This window comes from Streptomyces sp. TM32 (genome assembly GCF_004122755.1).
GTDB classification, from domain to species: Bacteria; Actinomycetota; Actinomycetes; order Streptomycetales; family Streptomycetaceae; genus Streptomyces; species Streptomyces sioyaensis.
The window spans coordinates 1-15192 of the sequence record NZ_SDIG01000027.1 but is presented as its reverse complement, the minus strand read 5'-3'; the positions used below and the strand labels follow the sequence as shown (position 1 = coordinate 15192).

Sequence of the window (15192 nt, the reverse complement as noted above, 5' to 3'; positions counted from 1 at the left end):
CCAGCCTAAGCCGTACGGGTGGGGTGCCGCGGCGCCGGATACGCACCGGGGGACGGGAGGCCGTGCTCCACCGGCCCGTCCCGGTCCGGGCCGGTGACGGGCTCGGGAGAGCTGCCCGGGGCGGGGACGGGGCCCCCCGCGGCGGCGCCCAGCGGGACATAGGCGCGCAGGGCGAGGCCCCGCCCGCGGGGGGCGGGGCCGGTCTCCAGCCGGCCGCCGGCCGCCCCGAGGCGTTCGCGCAGACCGCTGAGACCGTTGCCGTCGTGCTGGGCGCGGGGCGGGCCCGCGCCGTCGTCGAGCACCGTCAGACACAGAAAGCGGCGCTCATCGGCCTCCCACTCCTCGGAGAGCAGCAGCTCGCAGCGGTGCGCCCCGCTGTGCCGGAGGACGTTGGTGACGGCCTCGCGCAACGCCCAGGCCAGCGCGCCCTCCTCATCGGCGGCGAGCCCGCGGTAGTCGCCCTCCAGCGCCGGGTCGACGGTGACCGCGATCCCCGCGGTGCGCAGGGCGGCCCGGGCACCGGCCAGTTCGACGGCGAGCCGCGGTCTTCGGTAGCCGGAGACCGCCTCCCGCACGTCGACCATCGCCTGTCTGCTCACCCGCTCGATGTCGGCGACCTGCTGGGCAGCGTCCTCGGGCCGGTCGGGCAGCATCCGGCCGGCCAGCTCGCTCTTGAGCGTGATCAGCGAGAGGGAGTGGCCGAGCAGGTCGTGCAGATCGCGGGCGAGCCGCAGCCGCTCGTCGTTGGCGGCCAGGCGGGCGACCTCCTGGCGGGCGGCGCGCAGCTCCATGGTCGTATGGATCAGGTACTGCACCCCGACCATCATGAAGCCGCTGCCCAGCGCGGGCAGGCCGTAGGCGAAGACGTAGTAGCCGTGGATCTGCGGATAGCTCGCCCCGATGGCGAGCAGTGCCGCGGTGATCAGCGGAATGGACCACCGGGACTGCTGCCAGGGCAGCACCACCGCCGAGCCGACGCTGGTGAAGACGAACAGCACCAGCCAGGAGGCGTCCAGCGTCCAGGACAGGGTGACGGACAGCGTCAGCATCAGGGCCAGCAGGCCGTACATCGGCAGGACGCTGGTCCTGCGCCACAGATGACGGAAGATCAGCAGGACGTAGGCGAGGACGAAGAGCGTCAGCCCCAGGACGCCCCATATCCGCTCGGCGGCGGGCGTGCGGGGCTGCAGCATCTGGCTCACCGGGCCGGCGAGATACAGCAGCCAGACCGAGATCCAGGCCGTCTTGCCGAGCGCCTGGCGGCGGGTGCGGGCCGCCTGCCCCATCATCATGGGGTTACCGACCCCGGGCTCGCTCCTCATCTCCCCGCCTCTCACGCCTTTCTGGTGTCCTTGCGGTACAGCCAGGCCGCGCCGCCGGCGAAGACCAGCAGGTAGCCGGCCAGGATGGCGATGTCCTTCCCGTGCGGTGCGCCGCCTGCCTCGACGGCGGTACCGAGCGCCGCGTACGCATGCGTCGGCAGCCACTCGGCGACATTCTGCGCCCACTGCGGCAGGAACGTCAGCGGCATCCACAGGCCACCGAGGAACGCCAGGCCGAAGTAGCACAGCATGGAGAGCGGGCGCACCGCGTCACCGGTGGCCAGATACCCGATGGCCACGCCCAGGGCGGCGAAGACGAAGCTGCCGAGCCAGGTGCCCACCGCGATGGCGAGCCACTGCCAGGCCTCCAGCCGTACGCCCTTGACCACCGCGCCGACCAGCAGGACCAGCAGGATCGACGGCAGGCTGACGGTCGCGGCGGCAGCCATCTTCGCGGCGACATAGCCGCGTCCGGGCAGCGCGGTCAGCCGCAGCTGGCGCACCCAGCCGTTCTCGCGCTCCTTGGCGATGCGCTCGCTGTTGCCCAGCAGGACGGCGGTCATGGCACCGAATGCTGCCATGGACACCATGAAGTAGAGCCCCATGTTCAGCTGCATCCCGGGGATCGGCTTGCTGTCCGCGCCGCCCGCGATGATCAGATACAGCGCCGGCGGATAGATCACCGAGAAGAACATGAACTTCTTGTTCCGCAGGGCGCGGACGATCTCCAGCTTGATCAGAGTGGTCATCGGGCCGCCTCCTCGGCGGTGGTGGTGTGCGCGTCGGACGCCGTGGTGAGGGCGATGAAGGCCTGCTCCAGGCCGAGGCCGGAGACTTCGAGGTGGTGCGGGTAGCAGCCGAGGGCGTAGAGGGCGTGGACGGTGGCGTCGGCGTCCTGGGACTGGATGCGGACCGTACGGCCCGAGACCTCCAGGGAGGTCAGGGACGGCAGGCCCAGCAGCGCCTCGCGGTCGATCGGCTCTTCGAGGTCGAAGGCGATCCGGCGGGCGCCGGCCCGGGCCTTGATCTCGGCGGCGGTGCCGTCGGCGAGCACCCGGCCGCGGTGCAGCACGATGACCCGGTCGGCTATCGCGTCGGCCTCTTCGAGGTAGTGGGTCGCGAAGAGGACCGTACGGCCCTGCTCGGCCTGCCGGCGCATCGCACCCCAGAAGGTCTGCCGGGCGGAGACGTCCATACCGGTGGTCGGCTCGTCCAGCACGATCAACTCGCCCGCGCCGGCGGTGGCCAGCGCGAAGCGGACCCGCTGCTCCTGGCCGCCGGAGAGCTTGTCGACCATGCGGTCGGCGATGTCGGTGAGGCCCGCCGCGGCCAGGACCTCGTCGAGCGGACGGCCGCGCGGGTGCAGATCGCGGGCGAGCTTGACCAGTTCCCTGACCTTGACGCCCTCCATCAGGCCGCCGCTCTGCAGCATCGCGCCGACCTTGCCCTGCTCGATGGCGCGCTGCGGCGTCGTGCCGAACAGCGTCACGCGGCCGGCGTCGGCGGTGCGCAGCCCGAGGAGCAGGTCCAGGGTGGAGGACTTGCCCGCGCCGTTGGGGCCCAGCAGGGCGACGGTCTCACCCGGGTACAGCTCCAGATCGAGGTCGGCCACCGCGCGCACCGCGCCGTAACTCTTGCTGACCTGCCGGAAGCTGACCACGGGAGCCCGGTCCGCCCCCTGCGCGGTATCGGCTGTGGTGGTCGATGTGGTCGTCATACCCCTCAGCATCCGGGAGGCGCCCGGCGAGCGGCAGTGTCGGGTGTCCGCAGTGTGCGATGACATCTGTCATGGGGAAGGCCCCCTAGGGGACGTCCCCGGTGTGAACCGGGAACGCGCCCTGGGGGCCTCCTGCCTGCGGATCCGGCGCCGCGCGGCGGTCAGTTGCCGTTGGTGGCGATGGTCTGGACCCTCTCGGACGGGGTGGTGCCGAGCAGCGCCCGGCCGACCGCGCTCGCCACTTCCTCGACGCTGACCGGGTGCTTGGAGCCGTCGCCCTTGGTCACCAGCACGCCGTTGAAGGTGTCGCCGTAGAGCGCCTTGAGCGCCGGACGGTCGTAGTACGGCACCAGCGCGCCGTTGACGATCTTGAACGACAGGAACTTCGGGATGGACTTCTGCGGGCTGAAGGAGACCGTGTGCGCCGCGTCCGTACGGACCGTCACCAGGCCGGACATCGCGGGCTCGGCGAACTGCTTCAGCGCCTTGTCCACCGCGGCCTTGCTCACCTGCGGCTGCTGGGTGGTGGCGGCCAGCACCACCGGGGCGTCGCTGCCGGTCGTGGCGCGCCAGCGGTAGGCGTCGGCGACCTTCTTCTTGGACGCCTTCACATCGATGGCCTTGTGCGGCCGTCCGTAGTGCGGCACCGCCTTGCCGTTCTCGAAGGTGATCCCGCCGTCCGCGGTGGCTCCTCCGGGGCCGGCGGCGTTCTCCAGCGCGATCTGGAGCTTCTCGTCGTCGACGAGCACCGCCGGCTCGGCCGTGCGGCTCACGCCGAACAGCGAGCCGATGACGGAGACGGGGTTGTAGTCCCGGCCGGCCGCCCTGCGGACCGTGGCCTGCGGGTCGATGTCCAGGCCGGCCTTGGCGGGCTGGAGGGTCTCGGACTTGCCGTCGACGGTGAGTTTGAGGGGCTGGCTGCGGACGTCCTTGAGCTCCGCCTCCAGCTTCTTCACGGCGTCTTCCTTGCTGGAGCCGCCGATGTCCACCCCGAGCGCGGTGGTGCCGTTGGGCACGTCGGCATGGTCGAGCAGCAGCCCCGCGCCGTAGGCGACGCCGGCCAGGACCACGACGGCCACCCCCAGGAGAACGAGCTTGTTGCGGCCGTTCTTGGGCGGGTTGATCGGCTCGGGGATCTTGGGCCGCGGCTTGGGCGCCGCGCTGTCGCCCTCACCGGCCGGGCCGGCCGGGAACGGCGACGGGGACGACGGGCCGTCCGCGCCGGGGGTCTTCGGGATGCCGCTGACCAGCGTGTCCCCGGACACCCGGTCGTGGCCGCCGGCCGGGCCGCTCTTCCCCCGCCCGCCCTTCGGGCCGCCGGGCGCGCCGCCCTGGGGGCCGCCGGGCAGTCCGCCCGCGATCCCGCCGCCGGCACCGAGGCCGCTGCCCGGCCCGGCGAGCGGCGCCGGCGGCTGCGGGGTGAGCTCGGCGGTGTCGTCGATCCGGGGCGTGCCGCCGGTGCCGGAGTCGCTGAAGCCGGGCGGGAGGTTGAGCGCGGAACTGCCGCGCGCCGGCCCGGTCGTCGGTCCGCTGGGGCCGGCCCCCGGGGTGTCGAACGGGCTGCGGTCGCGGGCGGGACCCGCGGCGGCGTCGAACGGCGACGGGCCGCCGGCCGCACCGTCGAAGGGCGACGGGCCGCCGGCCGCACCGCCGTCGAACGGCGAACCGCCGTCCGTACGGGCACCGCTGTCGAACGGCGACGCGCCCTCCCGCGGGCCCGGGCGGTCCTGCGGGGCCGGGCTGTCGGAGAAGTACGGCAGGTCGGGGCGCTGCTGCGGCGTGGCGCCCGAGGTGCCGCGCGGCGGGGTCGCACCGCCCGGGGCGGGCGGCGCCGGGTGCGAACCGGTGGTCGAGGACTGACCGCCGGAGCCGGCCTGCGGCTTGCGCGGCGCGAACCAGTCGCTGGTCTTCTCGGGCCGGCCGGCCGCGGGGGCCTCCTCCGCCGGAGCCTCGGGCCGCGGCGTGTTCGCCGTGCGCTCCGCGTTCCGCTCGCCGCCTGGGCGCGGCGTTCCCCGGGAGCCGGCGGAACCGCCGGATCCAGCCGATCCGTTCATGCCGGACTCCTCACCGACGGGCTTGCGCACGACGACCGGCGGGATGGGGCGCGACCCCGGAATGTTGATCTTGATCCGCGTCGTCAGCGTGGTCTCGGTCTTGGGCTCCTCCGGCCGCGCCGCGGCACCGGGCGCCGGCGCCTCGTCGGCATCTCCCCTGGGCGAGCCGTACGGCGGCGTCCCTGACGGGTACGCGGCTCCGCCACGGCCCTGGGGGCCGGAGGACGAACTGTCAGATTCACGACTCAAAGCAGGTTCTCCCGGTTGGCTCCGCCGCTCGTCAGAGATGTTTCCCGGCCCACAGGCCGGGAGGCGCCCCCAGGGCGGCGCGACGGCGCGCACCACCATACTGTCCGCCGCGGGCGGGCACCCGGGGAGCGTACGAACACCGCCGCCATGGGCGAACCCCCGGTACCCGGTCCGTTCACCCCGACCCGCGCGGCATCCGCCCCGGTATGCACCACGTCATCCGCCAACTCGGCCGTGCCGGACACCCGCCACACGCATCTGGGCGGCGGTGGCGCAGATCACAGCGACCAGGATGCCGCCCAGCAGGAAGATGTACGAGCCGAGCCCGGCGCCGAAGAGGAAGTCCCCTTCCGGCCGGACATCGCCGAGCAGGAGGAACACGGTCACCAGCCAGGCCGCGCCGGGTACCAGCACGCCCGCGGGAGTGCCGGTCGCGCGGCCGCCCCCGTAGAAGAGGCCGCCGACACCGGCGAGCGCCAGCAGCAACCCGCCGGGGAACCACGCCGCTTGCACCAGCGTCCCGGCGAACGCGACCAGTACGCCGGTGACCAGCAGCAGCACATAGGTGCCGGCCCGGCCCCCGGTGAGCGGGGGGACGCCGGCGTCCGCCACCGGCGGCCCGGCCGCGGACGCGCCCGAGCCCGCCCTGGACCGCTGCCCCTTGCCGGCGCCCGCCGCGCCGCTCTCCTTGCCGGCGGCCCCGCCGTTGCTCTTGCCGGCGGCTCCGCCCTTCCCCTTGCCGGCGGCTCCGCCGTTCCTCTTGCCGGCGGCTCCGCCGCCCTTGGGTGTGCTCATTCCGCCGCCTCCTCGATCCGGGTGCTCTCCTGCGTCCCCACCGTGTCACCGACGCCGGCGAAGAGGTCGTCCTCGCGTACGCCGTCCGCCGCGCCCGGCACGCCGTGCACCAGCCGATAGTGCTCGGTGGCGAACAGCGGCTGGCCCAGGTCGTTGGAGAGCGCGAAGAACGGTCCGTCGACCGCGATCTGGGTGTAGTGCGCGCGCATCGCCGCGGATTTCGCCTCCGCGGCGGCGCGACCGCCGGAGACGGACGCCGTGACCTCGGCATCCGGCACCACTCCGGGCACGTCGTCGGGGGAGGCGATGCCGGGGAAGGTGTGGCCGGCCGCGCGCAGCCGCGCGAAGCCCTCCTCGACCGCGGAGCGGGGGTTGCAGTTCCAGTAGATCTTCCCGATCGTGTGGGAGCCGCCCAGCTCGGGCCGGAAGTCCGCGGCCGCGGCGAGCTCGGCGCCGCGCATCGCCACCCGGTGCGCCTGGATGTGGTCGGGGTGGCCGTATCCCCCCTGCGGGTCGTACGTGATCATGACCTGCGGCCGGACCTCGCGGATCACGGCGACCAGCTCGGCGGCCGCCTCGTCGAGCGGGGCCTGCCAGAAACAGTCGGGCCGCTCGTTCTGCGGGGCGCCCATCATGCCGGAGTCGCGGTAGCGGCCAGGCCCGCCGAGGAAGCGGTGGTCCGTGACGCCCAGGGCTCCCATCGCGGCGGCCAGCTCGCGGCCGCGGTACGGGCCGAGGGTGTCGTCGCGGTCCGGCGCGAGGTGGGCGAGTTCGGGCGGGATGACCTCGCCCTCCTCGCCGCGGGTACAGGTCACCAGGGTGACCTGGGCGCCCTCGGCCGCGTACCTGGCCATGGTCACGCCATTGTTGATCGACTCGTCGTCGGGGTGTGCGTGCACCAGCAGCAGCCGGCGCGCCGGGACGGGGCGCGGGGCGGGCTCCGTACCGGAAGGCGCGGACGCTGGCGTGAAGGAGGCGGGCCGGTCGGTCATGCCGACAGCCTACGAGCCGCCCGGCCCGCAGCCCGCAGCCGAGCCCGGCCGCCGCCCGTGCGCCCCGCCCGAGGGCGGGCACGGGACGGACGGGCCGGGCCCGGAACGCGTCAGAACTTGATGTTGCCGAGCATGCCGGCGACGTTCGTCGTCAGCTGCTTGATCGTCGGGGCGATGGACGAGCCGGCGAGATAGAAGCCCAGCAGCATGCAGACGAACGCATGCGCGGCCTTCAGCCCGGACTTCTTGACAAGCAAGAAGACGATGATCGCCAGCAGCACCACCGCCGAAATCGAGAGTGCCACGGCGGCTCACCTCCAAGTACTCGTGGTCCGGACAGGGTTGATGGTGCCCGAGCCGCCTGCGCGGCACGCACACCGGGGTATGCCAAAGGCTCTTTACCCCGAACCCACTACGCGCAAGGGATCATAACTTTCCGTGCTAGCGCATAAATCGGAGCACGGAAGCAGAGCGGGGGCGCACATGATCTTCACGAACGCGACCGCGGTGAGCCCGTAGGCTCGACACCATGACCGGACAGCCTTCGTTCCCGCGGCAATACGCCCGTACGCAGCGCTTCACTCTGGGTGCACCGCGCAGCTATGCGCTCTCCCCCGACGGTGCCCGCGTCGTCTTCCTCCGCTCCCCTTCGGGCACCGATCGACGACAGCATTTGTGGGTCCTCGACCTGGAGCAGGGGCGGGAGTTCACGGCCGCCGACCCCGAGGCCCTCCTGGCCGGCGCGGAAGAGCAGCTTCCGCCGCAGGAGCGGGCCCGCCGTGAGCGCAGCCGGGAGAGCTCGGCGGGCATCGTGGGCTACGCCACGGACTCCGCGGTGGAATTGGCCGCTTTCCCCCTTTCCGGCCGGCTGTTCGTCTCCGAGCTGCGGGCCGGCACCACCCGTGAACTCCCGGTCCAGGGACCGGTGGTGGACCCCCGCCCGTCGCCGGACGGCCGTCAGGTGGCCTTCGTGGCGGACGGCCGGCTGCGGGTGGTCGCGGTGGACTCCACCACGACCTCGGACGCGGGCGACGCGGATCCCGCGGCCGCCGGGCAGGCCGACCGGGTGCTGGCGGAGCCCGACGGGCCCGAGGTGACCTGGGGGCTCGCGGAGTTCATCGCGGCCGAGGAGATGGGCCGCTACCGGGGCTTCTGGTGGTCCCCGGACAGCGACGCGGTGCTGGCCGCGCGGGTCGACGAGGCGCCGGTGCAGCGCTGGTGGATCTCCGACCCCGCCCATCCGGACCAGGAGCCCGTCCGGATCGCGTACCCGGCGGCGGGCACCCGCAACGCCGAGGTCACCCTCGCACTCTTCGGGCTGGACGGCTCGCGCACGGACGTCGTCTGGGACACCGAGCGCTACCCCTACCTCGCGCGCGTCCACTGGTCCGCGGCCGGGCCGCCGCTGCTGCTCGTCCAGGCCCGCGACCAGCGCGACCAGCGCTATCTGACCGTCGACACCACGACCGGCGCGACCCGCACGGTGCACGACGACGAGGACGCGGCATGGGTCGAGCCGTTCCCCGGGGTGCCGGCCTGGACCCCGGACGGCCGGCTGGTGCGGATCGCCGACGAGGGCGGCGCACGCAAGCTGTTCGTCGGCGCCCGCCCGCTGACCGGGGCGCCGCTGCACGTCCGGGCCGTCCTGGACATCGGCGAGGACGACGTCCTCTTCTCCGCGAGCGGCGCCGACATGCACGACATCGGGGTCTATCGCGCCTGGTTCCGCGGCAGCGGTGACCAGGGCGGCTGGGAGCGGGTGGGCGAGCGGCCGTATCCGACGGTGTCCTCCGCGGTGCGCGGCGGCGCGCTGACCGTGCTGTCCCAGACGTCGCTGGAGTGGCCCGGTACCCGGGCCGAGGTGGTGCGGCTGGATCCGGACGGCGGGGAGAAGACCCTCGCCACGATCGGCTCGTGCGCCGAGGAGCCGGTGCTGACCGCCCGCCCCCGCCTGGTCCGGGCCGGGGAGCGGGAGATTCCGTGCGCGGTGCTGCTGCCCGCCGGATACAAGGACGACGACGGTCCGCTGCCGGTGCTGATGGATCCGTACGGCGGTCCGCACGGCCAGCGGGTGGTCGCCTCGCACCATGCCCATCTGACCTCGCAGTGGTTCGCCGACCAGGGTTTCGCGGTGATCGTCGCGGACGGCCGGGGCACCCCGGGCCGCTCCCCCGCGTGGGAGAAGGCGATGTTCCGCGACGTCGCCGGCGTCGCGCTGGACGACCAGATCCACGCCCTGCACGCGCTGGCCGGATCCTTTCCCCTCGACCTGTCGCGGGTGGCGATCCGCGGCTGGTCCTTCGGCGGCTACCTCGCGGGGCTGGCGGCGCTGCGCCGCCCCGATGTCTTCCATGCGGCGGTGGTGGGTGCGCCGGTGTCCGACCTGCGGCTGTACGACACCCACTACCAGGAGCGGTATCTGGGCCACCCGGACGAGGAACCGGCGGTCTACGCCGCGAACTCGCTGGTCACGGACGAGGGGCTGTCCGGAGCGGTGGAGCCGCACCGTCCCCTGCTGCTGGTGCACGGCCTCGCGGACGACAACGTCGTCGTGGCGCATGCGCTGCGGCTGTCCGCGGCGCTGCTGGCCGCAGGCCGGCCGCACGAGATGCTGCCGCTGACCGGGGTGACCCATATGGCCTCGCAGGAGCAGGTGGCCGAAAACCTGCTGCTGCTCCAAGTCGACTTCCTCAAGCGGTCGTTGGGGATGTCCGCCTGACACGCCACGCCCCCGCCGTGCCCCCGGGGACACGGCGGGACGGCGGAGCGCGCGCTACCAGCCGGGCGGCAGCGTGGACGGCGGGGGCGGGGCGTGCGGCGGCCGCTCCTCGTCCGGGGCCATGCCGTAGGCCCGCACGGCGTCGAGGTCCCGGGAGGTGTCCGGCAGGCCGGGCCGGGCCGCCGCGAGCAGGACGACGAGGGCGGCGGCCGCCACGAACACGGCGGTTCCCGCCTCCAGTTGGGTGTGCGCGGGCAGCGCGGCCAGGCGGCCGAACTCCCCGGCCCGGGCGGTATGGACGAGCGCCACGGCCGCGTGCGTCAGCAGCAGCGCCGCGGCCGTCAGCGCGGCGGGCCGGCCGGCGGCCGCACGGCGCAGTGCGGCGGCCGCGGCCCCCAGGGCCAGGACGGCCAGCGCCGCCCCCTGCCAGTGCACCGGGGGCTGCAACAGGGCCCGGAAGACGGAGGCGTCGCCCAGCAGCCCCTTGCGGTAGAGGTACCAGCCGAGCTGCTGCCGCCAGTGGATCTCCCAGCCGGCGAGGGTGAGGCCGGCGGCTCCCAGGAGGACGCCGGCAGTGACGGCCGGCCCCCGGTACGGGCTGCCGGGGCGCCCGGGCCCCCCTACGGACGGCACCGCTCGGACCACGCCGTACACCGGCGCCGGCGCCCCCGCCGTGTGCCGGCCCGGCCTGCCGGGCGGCCGCCGCCGACCCGTCGCGACCACCACGAACAGTGCCGCCGCCAGGGCGAGTTGGGCGAGGACGGTGATCCGTGCCCACGCGGTGAGCCCGCCGTCCAGCCCTTGGAGCCAGTCCGCGCCCAGCACCCACACCAGCGGGATCCGCAGCAGCGCGACGGCGGCAGCCAGGGACAGCAGGGCGCCCACGGCGACGGACGAGGCGACGGCGGTGCGCACCTGGGCCACCGCGGCGGCGAGCGCACCGAGCAGCAGCAGCGGGTCGAGCGCCGAGGTGGCCCAGGCGGTGAACTCCCGTGGCCTGCGGGTCTCGCCGAGCCAGGCCCACCACACATCCGCGGGGTGCCCGGCGACGACCAGGTCCCGGATGATCCAGCCCGCGGCGAGCAGCGCGAGCAGCAGGCAGATCACGGCGCCGGCCCCGCGCGCACCGCGGGTGAGAACGCTGTCCCGCACTGTGGACACGGCCTGCCCCCTGTCCACGTCGTTGTCCTCGGTTCGTTCCCGGCGCCCCCGTTCCGGCGGCACCTACCGCAGGTCTACTGCAGTCTCGGCGCCGGGACAACTGACCCGAATGGAGCAACGGACGAAACCCGCACACGACGACCGGCCGGGGCGCTCACCTGGCGTCCCGGCCGGTCTACGGCACCCGCACGGCCGTACGTTGTTCATCGTGGCGCGTCCGTATATCGGAGTTGCGACGGGGAAGTTGCCAGCATGTTAAAGCAATTCGTACCGATATGTCCGCTCATGCCGCATATCCCGCCCACCTGTCAAGCACGCCCGGGCGTCGATATGCGCAATCTTCGCTCAAGAAGCAGACGACCTGCGCATGAGCGCACGCGATCCCCTTGACTCCGCCGTAAATAACTTGCGAAAGTCCGCTCATCCAGCGGTGCGAATCGGTGCCGCTTCACGTTCCAAGAGAACTCGGCGCGGGGGCACTTCGCGATGACTAGTCCATCCCAGACCGCGGCTGCACAGTCCGACACCCCAGGACTTGAGCCCCAAGGTCTGAAGAAGGAAAAGAAGAGCAAGGGCGGTGAGCTCGTCGGCCGATCCCCCGGCCAATTGATGTGGATGCGCTTCAAGCGCGACCGCACGGGCGTCATCTGCGCGATCGTCGTGCTGGCCTTCTTCGTCATTGCGGCGCTGGCCCCGGTGATCGGTTCGCTGTACGGCAAGGACCCGTACACGCTGTACGGGAACAACGACCCCAACCTCCTCGACGAGTTCGGCTACCCCGCGGGCGCCAACGGCGGCATCTCCCCCGAGCACTGGTTCGGCGTCGAACCGTCCCTGGGCCGCGATGTGTTCATGCAGTTGATCTACGGGATGCGGATGTCGCTGGGCATCTCCGTCGCGGTGACCCTGCTGACCGTGGTCACCGGCATCCTCATCGGCGTCACGGCCGGATACGTCGGCGGCCGGACCGACTACTTCCTCAGCCGGGTGATCGACTTCCTGCTGGCGTTCCCCAGCCAGCTGACGTTCGTGGCGTTCATGCCGGTCGTGGTGGCCCTCTTCGTGCCGCCGGGCGATGAGACGCCCACGTACGTGCGGGTCTGCGCCCTGGTCATCGTGCAGTGGTTCCTCGGCTGGATGGGTCTGGCGCGACTGCTGCGCGGTCAGGTGCTGTCCCTGCGCGAGCGGGAGTTCGTCGAGGCGGCCAAGATCACCGGCGCCTCGCCCTGGCGGATCATCCGCAAGGAGCTGCTGCCGAACGTCGTCACCCCGGTCCTGGTGCAGGGCACCTACATGCTGCCCCTCTTCGTGACCTCCGAGGCGGGCCTGTCCTTCCTGGGTGTCGGCATCGTGGAGCCGACCCCCGACTGGGGCCGGCTGTTCCAGGCGGGCGCCCGGTACTACGAGAACGACCCCACCTTCTTGCTCTTCCCCGCCGTAGCCATGCTGATCTTCGTGCTCTGCTTCAACCTCCTCGGAGACTCGGTACGCGACGCCTTCGATCCCAAGTCCGGGCGCTGATCGTCCACTTGAAGGGGGGCTTGCTGTCACCCCTGCCGGGCCTGCCCGGGATGCGTCAGACAGCACATCTCGTCACCAACTGACAGGCAGGTGCTTGGAATCCCATGAACGCACTTTCTACGCGCAGAGCACGCGCGGCGATAGTGGCCCTCGCGGCCGGCTCGCTCGCGCTCACCGGTTGCAGCGGCGGCAGCGGCTCCAACCAGGACAAGTCGCAGACCGACAAGGACGCCGCGGCCCAGGCGAAGGCGATCCCGATGGGTACCGCCGCCGACTCCACCGGCCCGGCGGTCGCCGTCAAGGGCGCCCACGCCGGCGGCACGATCCGGGTCTACCAGCGTGACAGCTACAACCACCTGGACCCGGGCCAGATGTACGTCAGCGACATGAAGGCGCTGTCGCAGCTGATCTTCCGCGGCCTGACCAGCTTCAAGCAGGACGACAAGGGCAACGCCAAGGTCGTGGGCGACCTCGCCACCGACGCCGGCCAGATGTCCGACGGCGGCAAGACCTGGAAGTACACGCTCAAGGACGGCATCAAGTTCGAGGACGGCACGCCGATCACCTCGAAGGACATCCGCCACAGTATCGAGCGGCTGTACTCCAAGTTCATCACCGACGGTCCGACCTACATCCAGACCTGGCTGTCCGGCGCCGGCACCGCGTACCGCAAGGCGCTGCCGGACGGTCCGTACAAGGGCGATCACCTGCCCAAGAACGTGCTGGACACCCCGGACGCGAAGACCATCATCTTCCACTTCAAGGAGCCGAACTCGCAGCTGCCGTACGCGCTGACGATGCCCGGCTACAGCGCGGTGCCGGACAGCGCGAAGGACACCAAGGACGCCTACGACGTCGCCCCGGTGTGCTCCGGCCCGTACAAGATCGCCTCGTTCAAGTCCGGCAAGTCCATGCAGCTGGTCCGGAACAAGAACTGGGACCCGAAGACGGACGCGATGCGCCACCAGTACCCCGACGGGTACAACATCACCTTCAACCACCAGGCCTCGGACTCCACCAAGCGCCTGATGGCCGACCAGGGTGAGGCCAAGAACGCGATCAGCTTCACCAACTCGGTCGACCCGACGCTGACCAAGAACGTGCTGGACAACCCCAGCGCCAGCAAGCGCCTGGTCCAGGGCTACCAGCCCTACGTCTGGCAGATGAACTTCAACATGGACCGCCTCAAGGACAAGAAGATCCGCGACGCGATCACCTACGCCCTGCCGAACCAGCAGATCGTCCGGGTCAACGGCGGCAGCTACGGCGGTGAGAACGCCGGCGGTCTGCTCGCCCCGACCGTCGCGGGCTACAAGAAGGGCTACGACCCCTACGGCAAGCTCTCGCACCCCAACGGTGAGCCGGAGAAGGCCAAGAAGCTCCTCAAGGAGGCCGGCAAGACGGGCATGAAGCTCGTCTACGCCTACTCCAACACCGAGGCGCGCCAGAAGGAAGCCGTCGTCATCGAGGACGCGCTGACCAAGGCCGGCTTCAACGTGCAGAAGAAGGAGGTCGACGCCGCCTCCTGGTACGAGCAGATGGGCAAGGTCAAGAACGGCTTCGACATCTACATGACCGGCTGGGGCCAGGACTGGCCGGACGCCTCGACCGTCATCCCGCCGTCCTACGACGGCACCACCATCCAGGACGGCTCGTCGAACTACTCGCACATCAACGACAAGCACGTGAACTCCGAGATCGCCCGCATCACGAAGATCACGGACGTCGCCAAGGCCACCGCCGAGTGGCAGAAGCTGCACCAGTACATCGTGGAGAAGGTCAACCCGGCCGCGCCGGTCTTCTACACCAAGGTGCTCCAGCTCTACGGCTCGAACGTCGGCGGCACGCGCTACAACCTGGACGTCAGCTACGTCGACCCGAACACGCTGTTCCTGAAGAAGTGACGAGAGCGCACCACCTCGTCTGACGAAGGCACTCCGGAGAGCGCGCACACGGCGGAACGCGCGCCCTCCGGGGCCTTCCCAGCCCACCCCTCACACCCACTGCCGCCGCCGTCCTGAGAGCAGCGAACTGCCATGCTTCAATTCCTACTTCGCCGGACGTTCGGCGCTGTTGTCATCCTTGTTCTGCTCAGTGCCTTCACCTTCTTCGTCTTCTTCGGTGCCGGTGACCCGGCCGCGATGTCCTGCGGCAAGAACTGCACCGCGGACAACATCGCGCTGATCCACCAGAACCTCGGCCTCGACAAGCCCCTGACGACCCAGTTCTGGGACTTCATCGTCGGCATCTTCGCCGGCCGCGACTACTCCATCGGGCACTGCAGCGCCCCGTGCTTCGGCTACTCCTTCGCGACCAAGCAGGACGTCTGGTCGACGATGATGGACCGGCTGCCGACCACCGCCTCGCTGGCCATCGGCGGCGCCCTGGTGTTCCTGACCGTGGGCCTGGGCACCGGACTGATCGCCGCCTACAAGCGCGGGTCGTTCCTGGACAAGGCGCTCACCTCGATCTCGATGGTGCTGAGTTCGGCGCAGATCTACATCCTCGGTCCGATCGCGCTCGGCCTCTTCGTCTACAGCGGCATCATGGAGTCCCCCAAGTACGTGGACTTCACCTCGGACCCCGCCGGCTGGTTCATGGGGCTGCTGCTCCCCTGGCTCGTGATGTCGACGATCTTCACCGCGCAGTACACCCGTATGTC

At 71.7% G+C, this 15192-nt stretch carries 11 protein-coding genes and 1 pseudogene; 4 read left to right on the top strand and 8 right to left on the bottom strand.

Annotation, left to right across the window (positions count from 1 at the left end; translation table 11 throughout):
- Positions 1 to 5: 5 nt before the first annotated feature.
- The 7 genes from EST92_RS09415 to EST92_RS09380 form a co-directional block, all read right to left on the bottom strand.
- Positions 6 to 1322 (bottom strand): sensor histidine kinase, encoded by a 1317-nt coding sequence (locus tag EST92_RS09415; RefSeq protein ID WP_254068700.1) that lies wholly within the window; start codon positions 1320 to 1322, stop codon positions 6 to 8.
- 11 nt (positions 1323 to 1333) lie between these two features.
- Positions 1334 to 2071, bottom strand: coding sequence for an ABC transporter permease (locus EST92_RS09410; protein WP_129280482.1), 738 nt, complete (start codon positions 2069 to 2071; stop codon positions 1334 to 1336).
- Entirely contained in the window at positions 2068 to 3039 is a 972-nt protein-coding gene (locus tag EST92_RS09405) for an ABC transporter ATP-binding protein (protein WP_129280481.1), read from the bottom strand. Before EST92_RS09405 ends, EST92_RS09410 begins: the two co-directional genes overlap by 4 nt.
- Positions 3040 to 3200: 161 nt before the next feature.
- Positions 3201 to 5342, bottom strand: coding sequence for a hypothetical protein (locus EST92_RS09400; protein ID WP_174243967.1), 2142 nt, complete (start codon positions 5340 to 5342; stop codon positions 3201 to 3203).
- Positions 5343 to 5558: 216 nt separating this feature from the next.
- Positions 5559 to 6137, bottom strand: coding sequence for a DUF6113 family protein (locus EST92_RS09390; RefSeq protein ID WP_129280480.1), 579 nt, complete (start codon positions 6135 to 6137; stop codon positions 5559 to 5561).
- Positions 6134 to 7129 (bottom strand): N-acetyl-1-D-myo-inositol-2-amino-2-deoxy-alpha-D-glucopyranoside deacetylase, encoded by a 996-nt coding sequence (gene mshB, locus EST92_RS09385; protein ID WP_254068698.1) that lies wholly within the window; start codon positions 7127 to 7129, stop codon positions 6134 to 6136. Before mshB ends, EST92_RS09390 begins: the two co-directional genes overlap by 4 nt.
- A 110-nt stretch (positions 7130 to 7239) precedes the next feature.
- Positions 7240 to 7434, bottom strand: a complete 195-nt coding sequence (locus EST92_RS09380; protein ID WP_129248201.1) for a hypothetical protein — start codon at positions 7432 to 7434, stop codon at positions 7240 to 7242.
- A gap of 224 nt (positions 7435 to 7658) precedes the next feature.
- Between EST92_RS09380 and EST92_RS09375 the strand changes: the two genes are divergently transcribed.
- Positions 7659 to 9848 (top strand): prolyl oligopeptidase family serine peptidase, encoded by a 2190-nt coding sequence (locus tag EST92_RS09375; protein ID WP_129280479.1) that lies wholly within the window; start codon positions 7659 to 7661, stop codon positions 9846 to 9848.
- Between the two features lie 54 nt (positions 9849 to 9902).
- Here the strand turns inward: EST92_RS09375 and EST92_RS09370 are convergent, their stop codons facing one another.
- A complete protein-coding gene (locus EST92_RS09370; protein ID WP_254068689.1) occupies positions 9903 to 11009 on the bottom strand; it encodes a hypothetical protein in 1107 nt (368 codons plus the stop codon).
- 486 nt (positions 11010 to 11495) lie between these two features.
- Here EST92_RS09370 and EST92_RS09365 point away from each other — a divergent pair, with 486 nt between their 5' ends.
- The 3 genes and pseudogenes from EST92_RS09365 to EST92_RS09355 all read left to right on the top strand — a co-directional run.
- Positions 11496 to 12530, top strand: coding sequence for an ABC transporter permease (locus tag EST92_RS09365; protein ID WP_129280478.1), 1035 nt, complete (start codon positions 11496 to 11498; stop codon positions 12528 to 12530).
- Positions 12531 to 12634: 104 nt separating this feature from the next.
- On the top strand, positions 12635 to 14434 hold the full coding sequence (locus tag EST92_RS09360) for an ABC transporter substrate-binding protein (RefSeq protein ID WP_129280477.1): 1800 nt from the start codon (positions 12635 to 12637) through the stop codon (positions 14432 to 14434).
- Between the two features lie 132 nt (positions 14435 to 14566).
- A pseudogene (locus EST92_RS09355) lies at positions 14567 to 15192 on the top strand (ABC transporter permease); the annotation flags it as partial.